The organism is Nitratidesulfovibrio liaohensis (genome assembly GCF_011682075.1).
Lineage (GTDB): Bacteria > Desulfobacterota > Desulfovibrionia > Desulfovibrionales > Desulfovibrionaceae > Cupidesulfovibrio > Cupidesulfovibrio liaohensis.
This window is the reverse complement of the sequence record NZ_VSMK01000758.1, coordinates 1-12,534: the sequence shown is the minus strand read 5'-3', so window position 1 is coordinate 12,534 and position 12,534 is coordinate 1. Positions and strand designations below refer to the sequence as shown.

General features: G+C 65.9%; 12 protein-coding genes. 8 read left to right on the top strand and 4 right to left on the bottom strand.

What is annotated here, in order from left to right; genetic code table 11:
• From FVW27_RS18655 to FVW27_RS18625, 7 genes are all read left to right on the top strand, one after another.
• Positions 1–357, top strand: a 357-nt coding sequence (locus tag FVW27_RS18655) for a hypothetical protein (protein WP_208294882.1), incomplete at its 5' end; no start/stop codon positions are given.
• Between the two features lie 39 nt (positions 358–396).
• Positions 397–912, top strand: coding sequence for a DUF2179 domain-containing protein (locus FVW27_RS18650; protein WP_167128078.1), 516 nt, complete (start codon positions 397–399; stop codon positions 910–912).
• Positions 913–1,132: 220 nt separating this feature from the next.
• A complete protein-coding gene (locus FVW27_RS18645) occupies positions 1,133–2,845 on the top strand; it encodes a TolC family protein (protein ID WP_243838576.1) in 1,713 nt (570 codons plus the stop codon).
• Positions 2,823–3,764, top strand: a complete 942-nt coding sequence (locus FVW27_RS18640) for a phosphate/phosphite/phosphonate ABC transporter substrate-binding protein (protein ID WP_167128075.1) — start codon at positions 2,823–2,825, stop codon at positions 3,762–3,764. The genes FVW27_RS18645 and FVW27_RS18640 overlap by 23 nt, the downstream gene beginning before the upstream one ends.
• A gap of 77 nt (positions 3,765–3,841) precedes the next feature.
• The gene (locus FVW27_RS18635) at positions 3,842–6,724 is read left to right on the top strand and encodes a putative bifunctional diguanylate cyclase/phosphodiesterase (RefSeq protein WP_243838575.1); all 2,883 of its coding nucleotides are present in this window, start codon (positions 3,842–3,844) and stop codon (positions 6,722–6,724) included.
• A gap of 533 nt (positions 6,725–7,257) precedes the next feature.
• Positions 7,258–7,749 carry a cyclic pyranopterin monophosphate synthase MoaC gene (moaC, locus tag FVW27_RS18630; RefSeq protein ID WP_167128081.1) on the top strand — a complete coding sequence of 164 codons (492 nt, stop codon included), beginning with the start codon at positions 7,258–7,260 and terminating at the stop codon, positions 7,747–7,749.
• A gap of 61 nt (positions 7,750–7,810) precedes the next feature.
• On the top strand, positions 7,811–8,692 hold the full coding sequence (locus tag FVW27_RS18625; protein ID WP_167128073.1) for a hypothetical protein: 882 nt from the start codon (positions 7,811–7,813) through the stop codon (positions 8,690–8,692).
• Between the two features lie 94 nt (positions 8,693–8,786).
• Here the strand turns inward: FVW27_RS18625 and FVW27_RS18620 are convergent, their stop codons facing one another.
• From FVW27_RS18620 to hisH, 4 genes are all read right to left on the bottom strand, one after another.
• Complete coding sequence (locus FVW27_RS18620) at positions 8,787–9,464, bottom strand: RraA family protein (RefSeq protein ID WP_167128070.1); 678 nt, start codon at positions 9,462–9,464, stop codon at positions 8,787–8,789.
• Between the two features lie 263 nt (positions 9,465–9,727).
• Positions 9,728–10,723: an alpha/beta hydrolase gene (locus FVW27_RS18615; protein WP_167128067.1), complete on the bottom strand. Its 996-nt coding sequence runs from the start codon at positions 10,721–10,723 to the stop codon at positions 9,728–9,730.
• 206 nt (positions 10,724–10,929) lie between these two features.
• Complete coding sequence (gene hisF, locus FVW27_RS18610; RefSeq protein WP_167128064.1) at positions 10,930–11,709, bottom strand: imidazole glycerol phosphate synthase subunit HisF; 780 nt, start codon at positions 11,707–11,709, stop codon at positions 10,930–10,932.
• A complete protein-coding gene (hisH, locus tag FVW27_RS18605; protein ID WP_167128061.1) occupies positions 11,702–12,340 on the bottom strand; it encodes an imidazole glycerol phosphate synthase subunit HisH in 639 nt (212 codons plus the stop codon). The genes hisF and hisH overlap by 8 nt, the downstream gene beginning before the upstream one ends.
• Between hisH and FVW27_RS20705 the strand changes: the two genes are divergently transcribed.
• The coding region (locus tag FVW27_RS20705) for a hypothetical protein (RefSeq protein WP_208294880.1) at positions 12,339–12,534 on the top strand (196 nt) is incomplete at its 3' end. The two genes, hisH and FVW27_RS20705, sit on opposite strands and share 2 nt — an antisense overlap.

The following is a 12,534-nucleotide window of genomic DNA, read 5'->3' as shown; positions in this document are numbered from 1 at the left end:
GTTTGCACCGGGACCGCCGGGCAGCCGCCCGCGGGCGACCCGCTGCCCGGCGTCGCCACCGGGCCGGACGCTGCGGACCCGCTTGAGGAAGCGGTGCGGGTGTTTCTGGAACTGGCCGTGCGGCGTCCCTTTGCCGGGGGCAACGTGCGCACCGGCTACCTGCTGGCCGAAGGCGCCGTGCTGCGGGCCGGGTTGCCCGCCATCGGGGTGCCCGGGCCGTTGCGGCAGGAGTTCGACGACCTGCTGCGCAGTTGCCGGAGGAGAAGCGCCGGGAGAGGACCGGCAGCCGCCGGAGTGAACGGGGCAGAGGTGGAGGCCATGGCCGGATTTTTCCGGCGTTGCGGCCGGTGGCCCTAGGCGGGCCGGGCATAAGACGGAAACACGACGGAGAACGACATGTGGCATCTGGACATCGACATCGCCGGTGCGCTGCTGATTTTTGCGCTGCGCCTCGGGGACGTGGCGCTGGGCACGGTCCGTGCGGTGCTGGTCATGCGCGGCATCCGCCCGGTGGCGGCGGCGGTGGGGTTCTTCGAGATTCTCATCTGGGTGTTCGCCGTCTCTCAGGTCATGAACCACCTGGACAACCTTGCCAATGTCTTCGCCTACGCCGCGGGGTACAGCTCGGGCATCCTGCTGGGCATGTTCATAGAAGACCGCATGGCCCTGGGCGTGGTGGTGGTCAACATCGTGACGCCCAACGGCGAGGACATGGCCCGCGCCATCCGCGATGCGGGCTTTGGCGCCACCGGGCTGACCGGCGCGGGGGGCAGCAGCGATGTGGACATGATCCGCGTGGTGTCGCCCCGCAGGCGCTCGCGCGAATTGCTGACCCTGTGCCGTGAACAGTGCCCCGGCTGTTTTGCCACCGTGGAGGATGTGCGCAGCGTGCGCGGGGGCTTCAGCGTCTGATGCACGTTGCGAGTGGCGAGATGGGTAATTCCCCTACCTTTCTATAGGGGAATACCCATAAAAACCCCCATAAAACCCTCCCGGAATCTTGACGGCCCGCAAGGGCCCGTGTCACTAGGCAATCTGCCGGAACACACGGCATCCGTACCTCGAGTCGGCTGGCGCACGTCTGGCGGCCATGGGGTTCTCCATACCGGTATGGCGTGGCCGCCGGAGTGCCATGCCCGCCCGCACCCCCTTCGTACCTGCAAGGAAGCACCCCGACATGAATGCTGTCCAGCCGTTCCCGCGCCACGCCCAAAGCCGTATCCTCGGCAAGGGTGGGGTGCAGGCTCGGCGCGACGCCGGCATGACCGTGGCGCCGGGGCTGATCACAGAGCCGGTCATGGTCAGGCCGTCCGCTACGCATGGGGCGCTGCGGGTTGCGGGGCTGCTTTTGGCCACGCTGTCATGCCTTGCCATTCTTGACGTGGTTCCGGCGTTTGCGTGTGGCGCGGCCCCCGCGCAGGCGCACGGCACGGGGTGTTCGCCGTGTGCCCCGCCGCAGTCCCGCTATCCGGAATCCGCACCGTCTCCGTCCCAGCCTTTGGGGCTTGCGCAATGCATTGCCCTGGCCCTGCGCAACAACGCCGGACCCGCCGCCGCGCGCGAGGGACTGGCCATCGCGGAAGCCCAGCACCGCCAGGCCCTTTCGGCCTACTGGCCGCAGCTCACCGCAGCCTCCACCCAGACCCGTCTGGATCGTGATCCGATCTTCGTCTACCCGGAAGACTCCTTCAATTATACCGTGGACATGGGAGGCGGGCCCATGACCATGCGCACCACCGTGCCCGAGCGGCGCATCCGCCTTGTAGACCGCGACATCGGTGAATTCCGGGCCGACCTTGGGCTGTTGCTCTATGATGGTGGCCGCCGCGAGGCCCGCGTGCGCGAGGCCGTGGCCGGGCACGATGCCGCCGCCGGAGAGGCGCGCCTGACAAGCCTGCAACTGGTGCACGACGTGACCACCCGCTACCACGGAGTGGTTCTGGCGCGGGCACTGCGCGACCTGGGCAGGGAAACGGTGCAGCGGCTGGAAGCCACCCGCGACGTGGCGGAACATTTCTACAGGGGCGGCTCGCAGCGGGTGCGCAAGACCGACTGGCTGCGCGCCCAGGTGGGCGCGCTGGGTGTGCGCTCGCTGCTGGCCGAACTGGATTCCAACGTGGAACTGGCGGAATCCGCCCTGGCCAACACCCTGGGCCTGCCGTGGGATGGCCAGGTGCGGGTGGCGGACACGGAACTGCCCGCCACTCCCGACCCCGGAGACCTGGATGCTGCCGTGGCCGACGCCTATCGCCTGAACCTGGACCTTGTCCGCTTCGACGCCGGGGTCCGCGCGGCAGAGGCCCGCCTGGACGACGTCACCGGCGAATACCTGCCGGTGGTTTCGCTGTTCGGCACTCTGTCCACGGTGACCAACGCCTATGACGGCGGCCTGGTGGCCGAGGGCGAACGCACCCACGGCGCGGCGGGCCTGACCGTGGAGTTGCCGCTGTTCGAAGGCTTTCGCACCCAGGCGCGGATGGAGGAAATGCGCGCCCGCCTGCGCCAGCTGGCCCACCAGCGGGTGCTGCTGCGTGAAGGCGTGGCCCTGCGCGTGAAGGATGCGGTGCTGCAAGAGCGCCGCGCTGCCCGGCAGGCGGCCATTGGCGCCGAAACCGTGGCCGCGGCCACGGAAAGCCGTACCCTTACAGAGCGCGCCTATCGCGAAGGTCTGGTGGATACCCGCGAACTTCTGGAGACCCAGATTTACGAAGCCATGGTGCGTGCGGCCCGGCTGCGCGCACTGTACGAGGCGCAGGCGGCTGCCGCCGCGCGCAACCTGGTGGCGGGCACGGAGATTCTTGAACACCTGCGGGAGGTGGGCCATGGCGCCCGTGCGCTGCCCTGAGCCTTTCGTCCCGCCTGGCCTGTCGTGTCGGCCCGCTCGGCCCGGCAGGAACCTGCTGCTTCTGCTGTCCTTGCTGCTGTTGCTGGGGGCCGTGGCCCCCATGATGTCCGAGGCTGCCGCCCCGACGGAGCTGCGCCTTGGTTACGTGGAATATTTCCTGCCCGGCGTGGACCGCAAGGACGTGGCCCTGGCCGTGCAATTGTGGGCGCATCGCTACGTGGAGACGGAGCGGGGCCTTGGGGTGCGCCTGTCGGCTTTCGGCTCGCGGGCTGAAATCCGCAAGGCCCTGCTGGCGGGCCAGCTGGACGTGGTGCACCTGCCCACCGTGGACTACCTGCTGCTGTCACGCGAGTTGGACCTGAAGCCCTTCGGAGTGCCCGTCACCGACGGGGAATTCGGCGAACGTTACGTGCTGCTGGTGCCCAAGGGCTCGGGCATCACCCGCATCGGGCAGTTGCGCGGCAAGCGGCTGCTGGTGCAGGCCATGTCCCTGGGGCAGGAAAGCCTGCCCGCGCGCTGGCTGGAACGGCTGCTGCGCGACCAGGGGTTGCCCCCGGCCGCCAGGCACTTCACGTCGGTGAACTACGAGGTGCAGCCCTCGCGCGTGCTGCTGCCGGTATTCTTCGGCCAGGCCCCGGCCTGCATCGTCACCGAGCGGTCACTGCGCATCATGTCCGAATTGAACCCTCAGATAGAGGCGCAGATGGAGCGCATTGCGGTTTCGCAGCCGCTCATAGATTTCGTGATGTGCCTGGCCCCGTCTGTGAATCCTTCGCTGGCGCCGCGCTACGCGGAACTGGGCCTGGGCCTTTCGGACAATCCGTGGGGCAGGCAGATGCTGCTGTTGCTGCAACTGGACGGCATCGCGCCGTTCCGGCCAGAGGCCATCGAACCCGCGCGCCGCCTGGTGGAGCCATGAGCATGTCCCCGGCAGGTCCTTCTCCGTTCGAACCTGCGGCTGCCGGTCGGCCCGCCGACGGGAGGCGCAGGCCCGGCATGGGCTCGCCCGGCCAGCCTGATTCACCCGGGCAGCCCGATCCGTCCGGTCACGTGGCCGCATCGGGCCCGACCTCGCTGGCAGCAGGGCCACCGGAATCTCCGGAACTGTCGGACACGTCGGATATGCGCGACGGGCCCGCAACACCCTGTCCGCCACGTTCGGGCCATTCGGCCCCCCCGTCCGCTTCGGCCCATTCGGTCCGCCCGCCGCGCCGGGGCTTTGGTATCGCGTTCAAGGCGGGCGGGCTGGCCTTTGTGGCGGGGGTGATGATCATCGCGGCCATCCTGGGCATGATCATTCCCTATCAGCAGGGAGTGCTGCGCCGGGGCATGGAGTCGCAGGCCGACAAGCTGGCCTCTTCGGTGGCGGAAGTGGCCGCCAGCGCCCTTGCGGCGGAAGACTACGCGGCATTGGTCGAACATTGCACCGGCGTGCTGCAACGGCAGCCGGGGCTGGAATACATCGTGGTCACCCGCGTGGACGGATCATCGCTGGTATTCCGGCGCAACGGCTGGGGCTTCCGGCCGGCACCGCGTGTCGTGCCCGGTGCTGCCGCCCATCCGGAACCTGCCAGCGGCTTTCGCCGGGGGCTGCCCCCCGGCCTGGACGTTCCGGCACCCGACTGGAGCGCCCAGTGGCTGGGCGGCGAGAGCGGGCAGGCGGGCGTTCTGGGCACACCGGGTACCGCCAACTCCCCAGAATCTCCCAACCCTGCCGATTCGGCCAGCCGCGCCGCGCCCCTTGGTGCGGTCACCGACACGCCCCCCGACACACCAGTCGACGGGTCGGAAGTGTACCACCACCTGCTGCCCGTGGAACGGGCGGGCATATCCATCTGCACCGTGGCCGTGGGCCTTGCCCTGGACGGCTACCGGGCGGAGCAGCGCTCCGCGTGGTGGCACATCGGGGCGCTGACGGTGACGGCCATGCTGGTGGCGCTGGCCACGGCGCTGCTGCTGTCGCGCACGGTGACCCGCACGGTGCTGCGCCTGTCCGGCTGGGTGCGTTCCATCGGCCCCGGCAACATGGGCCAGCGTATCCGGATCGACACCGGCGACGAACTGGAGGGGTTGGCCAACGCCTTCAACGGCATGCTCGACCTGCTGGAGGCCTCGCAGCGGGAACTGAACGAGGCCCACCGCGAACTGGAACGCCGCGTGCGCGATCGCACCGCCCAACTGTGCGACGCCAACGCCAAGCTGCACCTGATGGGCGAGGTGTTCACCCACGCGGTGGAGGGCATCTTCATCACCGACAGTGCGGGCACGGTGGTGGCCGTGAACCCGGCCTTCGAGCGCATTACCGGCGTGGACGCGCAGTCCATGGTGGGGCGCCTGTCCCCGGCCCTGGGCATGGTGCCGGTGGGCGGCACGCGCAGCGTGTGGGACGAGATGCTGGAGCACGGATCGTGGATCGGCGAAACGTGCGGGCCGCACCGCGACGGCTGGCAGATTCCGCAATGGCTGAGCCTGGTATCCATCCGCGACGAGTCCGGGGTGATCCTGAACTGCGTGGGGGTGTTCTCGGACATCACCGACATCAAGCAGAAGGAAGCGCAGATCACCCATCAGGCCAACCACGACGACCTGACCGGCCTGCCCAACCGCAAGCACATTTTCGAACTGCTGCACGATGCCATCGCCAGGGCCGAGGTGCGCGGCCAGAAACTGGCCGTGGTGTTCATCGACATGGACGGCTTCAAGTTCATCAACGATTCGTACGACCACGCCACCGGCGACCAGTTGCTGTGCGACGTGGCCCGGCGGCTGCGCGCGGCGCTGCGTCCCGGCGACATCCTGGGGCGGCTGGGCGGCGACGAATTCGTGGCGGCGGTGGGCGGCATCAGCGACAAGAGCCATCTGGACGGCATCATGCGGCGGCTGTTCGAAACCTTTGCCGAGCCGTTCGAGTACGGCGGCATGGGCTTTTCGGTCACGGCCAGCTTTGGCGTTTCCGTCTTTCCCGATGATGGCGATTCGGCCAACGCCCTGTTGTCGCGCGCGGACATCGCCATGTATCGCGCGAAAAACATGGGCAAGAACGCCATTGCCCTGTTCTGCGAGGAGCAGTGCCTGGAATTCACCCGCCGCTACCGCATGGACCAGGAGATCAAGGCGGCCATTGCCGGGCGCGAATTCCGGCTGGTGTACCAGCCCATCACCGACGCGCGCGCCCTGCGGGTGCGCAAGGTGGAGGCGCTGCTGCGCTGGGAGCGCGACGGCACGGTGGTGGCCCCGCCTTCGGTGTTCATTCCCGTGGCGGAAAGCTCCAACTCCATCCGCGAAATAACCCGGCTGGTGGTGGAAATGGCCTGCGCCCAGCATGCCGCGTGGCGGCTTGAGGGGCTGACCCTGCCGGTGGCGGTGAACATCTCGTCGCGTTGCCTGAACAGCGACGAGACCATCAGCCACATCGCCGCCTGCCTGAACGCCTATGACGTCCCCCCGGAAGCACTGGAAGTGGAGATTACCGAAACCACGCTGATGCAGAACTACGAGCGCGGCAACGCCATGCTGTGCACCCTGCGCGACCTTGGGGTGCGCGTTTCGCTGGACGACTTCGGCACCGGGTATTCGTCGTTGCAGTACCTGGCGCGCATGCCCATCCACGCCCTGAAGATAGACCGTACCTTCGTGCAGGAACTGCTGGACGAAGGCGGCAGCCTGGAGATCGTGGAGACCATCCTTGGCCTTGCCCGCAGCCTGCGCCTGGCCACGGTGGCCGAGGGCGTGGAGACGGCGGCCCAGCTTTCCGCCCTGCGCGGCATGGGCGTGGACTATCTGCAAGGCTACTGCCTTGCCCGGCCCCTGCCCGCCGATGACATCCTGACCCTGTGCCGCAGGGGCATGCGGCTGGTGCCCAGGGACGTGGAGCGGTAAGTCCGCGCAGGGCGCTGGGGGGCAGGCCCGCCCCGCCCGCCCTGACGAGTTCAGGCAAGTGCAGATCCGTTCAGGCCCGCCCGGATTCGTTCCCGTCCGGCCAAGCGGTTTCAGGCTGGTGCGCGCCGTCCCGACCTTGTTCGTTGCCTGCGTCCGGGGTTTGCATGTCCTGCGGGCCATTCCCGAATCCCGTGCCCCCTCCGACGGACGCCGCATTGGCGTCCGCCCTGTTTTGGGCTACAGCCAAGAAGGATGGAACCGCCAGCGCGGGGCCGCGCCAGCGCCATCCGTTTGCCCCGTTTCACGCCCGGCAGGAGGTTGTCCCCATGTCTTCCGATACGCCCAAGACGCCCCATGCGCCCGATATGTCTGCCCCCTCGGATAAGGACGCGCCCGCCGTCCGGCTTGACGATATGCCCGACCCCCTCGACTACGGCGAGGACGGCCCTGACCTGCCCAACACCGGGTGCGGCTGCGGGTGCGGTGCGGCATCCGCGCTGGAATGCACCGGTGGGCTGGGCCATGGCGTGCCGGTGCCCGACGATGCGGAGGCCGCCTTCAGCCACATGACCGAGGACGGCAGCGTGACCATGGTGGACGTGGGCGCGAAAGCCCCCACCCAGCGCACCGCCATCGTGCGGGCCGTGGTGGAGGTGAACGACAACACCCTGGATCTGCTGAAGCGCCGTGCCCTGCCCAAGGGCGACGTGCTGACCACCGCCAAGATCGCGGGCATCATGGCCGCCAAGCGCACGGCGGAACTGATTCCCATGTGCCACCCGCTGGCCATCAGCTACGCCGACGTGCGCTTTACCGTGGTGGATGCGCCCCCGAGCATCGAACTGGAGGCGGAAGTGCGCACCACCGGCCAGACCGGCGTGGAAATGGAAGCCATGGTCGCCGCGCAGGTGGCCGGGCTGACCATCTACGACATGTGCAAGGCCGTGCAGAAGGACATCGTGCTGCGCGACTGCCGCCTGGTGTTCAAGTCCGGCGGCAAGAGCGGCACGTTTCGGGCGGGGTAGGACGTTAATGGTATAAAGTTGATTTGAATTTATCCTGTGTATTGTTCCCGTGTGAGGCGGTATGCGCTATACAAAGGATGAACTTTTTCTCGATCTTGAAATGAAAGAAGGCAGTTTAGAAGATTTTGCATTCATTGTTGGAGTGATGGAAAAACAAAATAGAGATAGGTTTGAGAGGTGTAGGGATGCGTTGTGTTGTGCGAAGAAGATAGACGATAGTGTTTTTAAGGATTTGTTGATGTGTATGGAAAATGATTTTAGGGGGGTCATGCAGTTTTTTGTTGGCTATAGAATTGATAACGCAGTGAAGTCTTTTTTTGATATTTGCAGGATGCTTATTAGCTACGGGCAAGATTTTTTTAGAATGATTTCAGTGGCCGAGGCAGCGGTTAGGGAGCGAACAGCTTTTGAAGATGCCGATTTTTTGGAAAACTTGACGTTTTCTGTGCAAAAAATACTGTTTGGCTATTGTGGGTGTGTTTCAGCAGCTGAGGAAAGGCTGTATTTAATGGCAAAGCTGTGTGAAGATGTAGAGATATCTGATTTCTTTGAAAAAAACATCAAATCTTCAGACAGGTATCATTTTATCAAGAGAATGCGCAATATTATATCGCACGGGGCGTTCATTGAATCTAATTGGGAAATTATACATGCTTCAAACGGTGATTATGTCGATTTTTTTGTGTACGCAAACAGTATTCCTATGGACAGGCTTAACCGGCAAGCCAAGCAATATATCGAAAAATCTGGAAAGAGAATATCGCTGAGGGAAGTAATATCTGGGCATACGAATACGATCGTAAAATACTATGGCGAGCTGAATCGGTACATTGCATTAAATATGCATGATTCGCATGAAGACTATATTGCGCGAAGAGATGAACGTGAGAAGTTTCTCTTGCGGCAGTCACAAGCCGTGTTCAAGCAGGTAAAAAGGAAATAAGCAGTGTTTTGTCTCGTTTTTTAAGGCTTGTCAGTTGACAACAAACACTAAAAGGCCGCGCAAGCGGCACTTTTAGTGCTTAGCATCTTTTTGCTTATCTTACGAACTCGCATCCTTGCTCTCGCAGCATCTCGTCCACCCAGGTGCGGTCCCAGGTGCCGTCCGCAATGGCGGCCATGACGCGCGTTTCCTTCTCGACCATGGCGCGGGTTCTTTTCAGCACCGCCGGGGCGTCGGCGGGGCTGATCACCACGATGCCGTCGCGGTCGCCCGCCACGATGTCGCCGGGGGTCACCACCAACCCGCCGCAGGCGATGGGAAAGTTCACCTCGCCGCCGCCGTTCTTCACCGGGCCGTTGGGCGAAATGCCCGTGGCGTACACCGGAAAGTCCATGGCCTCGATTTCCTCGGCATCGCGGATGCAGCCGTCAATCACCAGCCCGGCCAGTCCGCGCCGCTGCATCCAGGTGGTCATCTGCCCGCCCACGATGGAATAGAACGGCTCGTCGTGGGCGTTGACCACCAGCACGTCGCCGGGCCGGGCCATGTCCATGGCCTTGTTGAACAGCAGGTTGTCGCCCACGCGCACCCGCACCGTCAGCGCGGTGCCCAGCAGGGGGGCGCGGTTCATGGGGCGGATGCGCGAATGCATGCAGGCCATGCGGTTCATGGCGTCGCCGATGTTGGAAACCGGGATGCCACGGAAGGCCTCCACCAGTGCGGCGTCGGGCCGGGTGATGGTGGTGCGGACGCGGTAATAGGGGGTGGTCATGCGGGACCTCGTGCGTTGTTTGCGGCGCGCGTTTCGCCCCGCCCGGCAGGGCCGGTGCGGGTGTGGCACGGCGTGGGGCGCCACCGTGAGGGTTGGGAAATTTTCGGGGGGCGCGGCGGGCCGGGCAGGCCGGAAAGGCCAGCGCGGGGCGTGTCTTCCGCTGGTGGGGTTGTCACCAGTCCGGCAGCACGTCCGGTCATGCGCCCTGTCAGGCCGTTTGCCCGCCTGTCATGCGCACCCTGTTCGGCAGGGCGCATCAGCCGTCAGTGTGCAGCTTCCTCCAGCCGGGCGGAGATGAACCCGTCCACGGCGTCGGTGTATGCGCCGGGCAGGCCCAACTGGTGGTTGATCTCGCCGTGGGTCAGGGCCTGCGGCAGCACGGGCGTTGTGCGGCCTGCGCGCGCCGTCTTTGCGGCAAAGGCCTCTGCCGCCGCGCAGGGCTTGTCGGCCCGTTTGGTGGAGCACACCAGCAGCATGGGCACGGCGCCGGTCGTCCACTGCTGCTGGGGCGAGGCCTTTATCCAGTTGGAAGGGTTCTTGCCGAAGGCTTCGTCGTAGAAGCCGAGGTGGCGGCGCTGCATGATGGCGGGCACGTCCATGGCGGCGGAATCCAGCACCACCGTACCTGCCACAGGGCGGTCGAGCAGGGACGGCGCGGACGACACCAGCGCCACCAGATGCGCCCCCGCCGAATGGCCCATCAGGATGATGCGCGACGGGTCCGCGCCCCAGCCGGGGGCGGCATCGGCCACGCGGCGCACGGCGGCGGCCACGTCCCCGGCCTGCTCAAGGGCCATGGCATCGGGAAGCATCCGGTAATTGATGCTTGCCAGCACGTAGCCCTTGGGCAGCCAGCGGGCCAGCTTGTTGTCCATCAGGCCGGGGTTGGCCTTGTCGCCCACCTTCCACGCGCCGCCGTGCACCATGACGATGACGGGCGCGTGCTGCGGGTGGGGCGGCAGGTACACGTCCATGACCTGTGCGGGGTGCGGGCCGTACGTTTCGATCAGCCTGCGGCTGCCGGGCACGATGGTGGCGGGGTCCAACGGATGTTGTGGGGCGCTGCCCCGGCGGGCGGCGGTGCCGTCCTGCCGTCCCGTTTCGGCATTGCCCGATGCGGACCGCTCGGCCCGGCGTTCGCGCAACTTGTCGAGGATGGGACCGGCGGTGGCTTCGGGCGCAGGGCAGGCAAGGGCAACAGCCAGCAGGGTGGCCAGCAGCAGGGGCAGGAAGGAAGAAGCAGTGCGACGGGCAGGCATGGGGTGCCCTCCGGATGAAGAGCAAGGGTGGTGGGGCGTGGCGCACGGGGGGCGGCTAGCCGTCGTGGCTGTCGCCTTTTGGAAGGACATTTTTTGTGTCTTCGTAATGAGCAGGAATACAAATAAAAGTTTTAGGGGGAGGGGTCCCTCCCCCGCAAGAATGAAACCTTCCCGCAGGCTGCCAACCGGCAAAATATCCGTTTGGCTTACCAGACCATGCGCAGCTTGGCCCCCATGCCCGATATCTGCCGCTTCAGGTCCGGGATGGTGTACTGCCCGTAGTGCACGATGGAGGCTATCAGCGCGGCGGTGGCGCCGCCCTTGGTGATGGCGTCGTACATGTGCGCCGGGCTGCCTGCGCCGCCGGACGCAATGACCGGGATGGACACCGCGTCGGCGATCATCCGGGTCAGGGTCAGCTCGTAGCCGTCCTTGGTGCCGTCCGCGTCGATGGAGTTGACGCACAGCTCGCCGGCGCCCAGCGCCTCGCAGGTCCTGGCCCATTCGATGGCGTCCATGCCCATGAACTTGCGGCCCCCGTGGATGACGATCTCGTAGCCGGAGGGAATGGCCTCGGACTTCTGCACCTGCTTCACGTCCATGCCCACCACGATGGCCTGCGAGCCGAAGGCCGCCGCGCCCTGGCTGATGATGTCCGGGTTCTTCACCGCGCCGGAGTTCACCGACACCTTTTCCGCCCCGGCCACCAGCACGGCCCGCATGTCTTCCACGGTGTTGATGCCGCCGCCCACCGAGAAGGGGATGAAGATTTCCGAGGCCACCCGCTCGACCACGTCGAGAAAGATGCCCCGGTCCTCGTGCGAGGCGGTGATGTCGTAGAACACGATTTCGTCGGCGCCCTGCTCGTAGTAGCGGCGGGCGGTTTCCACCGGGTCGCCGATGTCCACGTTGCCCTCGAACTTCACGCCCTTGGTCAGCCTGCCGTTGCGGACGTCAAGGCAGGGGATGATGCGCTTGCTAAGCACGGCTGGCCTCCTTGCAGTAGGCGTAGAAGTTGCGCAGCAAGGCAAGGCCGGGCCGACCGCTCTTTTCCGGGTGGAACTGCACGGCCCACAGGCCGGGGCCGCCGTGGATGGCGCAGAATTCCTCGCCGTAGGTGCACGTGGCGATGACGTAGCTTTCCGGCGGGGCGGGGTAGTAGCTGTGCACGAAGTAGAATTCCGCTTCCGGCTCTATGCCCTTCAGCAGTTCGCACGGGCGCTTCTGCACGATGCTGTTCCAGCCCATGTGCGGCACACGGATGGGGGTGCCGTCCTCTTCGGTCCAGGCGGCGTTGAACAGGCGGCATTCGCCGGGCACGATGCCAAGGGCCCTAGTGTCGTTTTCCTGGCTGTAGTCCAGCATGATCTGGCAGCCCACGCAGATGCCCAGCAGGGGCTTGCCCGCCTGCACCTGGTCCTTCAGCACCTTGTCGAGCCCGGTGGTGAGCAACTCGTTCATGGCCTGCCCGGCCGCGCCCACCCCCGGAAAGATCACCCCGTGCGCCCCGGCGATGACCGCCGGGTCCGCCGTGATGACGCAGGGAATGCCCAGGTGGTCCAGCGCACGGCGCACGCTGGTCTGGTTGCCTGCCTTGTAGTCGAGGATAGCGAGCATGTTCCTGTCCCTCGTGTTGCTTGGCGGCATGGCCGCCGTCCGCGTGCAGGCCCGTTGGCCCCGTGTGGAGCCGGGTGACGGTGTCCGGATGACAACTCACATGACAAAATTCGGAAATCACCCGCCGGGGCGGCCGGGGGGGGCCGTGAAGGCCGCGCGAAGCTGCGCCGGGCGCGCCCGTGGCGTCGGCAGGC

Excerpts from the sequence above, each read along its gene's own strand:
- FVW27_RS18650 (WP_167128078.1), top strand. The coding sequence starts at position 397 with ATGTGGCATCTGGACATCGACATCGCCGGTGCGCTGCTGATTTTTGCG.
- FVW27_RS18645 (WP_243838576.1), top strand. The coding sequence starts at position 1,133 with ATGCCCGCCCGCACCCCCTTCGTACCTGCAAGGAAGCACCCCGACATG.
- FVW27_RS18640 (WP_167128075.1), top strand. The coding sequence starts at position 2,823 with ATGGCGCCCGTGCGCTGCCCTGAGCCTTTCGTCCCGCCTGGCCTGTCG.
- FVW27_RS18635 (WP_243838575.1), top strand. The coding sequence starts at position 3,842 with ATGGGCTCGCCCGGCCAGCCTGATTCACCCGGGCAGCCCGATCCGTCC.
- FVW27_RS18625 (WP_167128073.1), top strand. The coding sequence starts at position 7,811 with ATGCGCTATACAAAGGATGAACTTTTTCTCGATCTTGAAATGAAAGAA.
- FVW27_RS18620 (WP_167128070.1), bottom strand. The coding sequence starts at position 9,464 with ATGACCACCCCCTATTACCGCGTCCGCACCACCATCACCCGGCCCGAC.
- FVW27_RS18615 (WP_167128067.1), bottom strand. The coding sequence starts at position 10,723 with ATGCCTGCCCGTCGCACTGCTTCTTCCTTCCTGCCCCTGCTGCTGGCC.
- hisH (WP_167128061.1), bottom strand. The coding sequence starts at position 12,340 with ATGCTCGCTATCCTCGACTACAAGGCAGGCAACCAGACCAGCGTGCGC.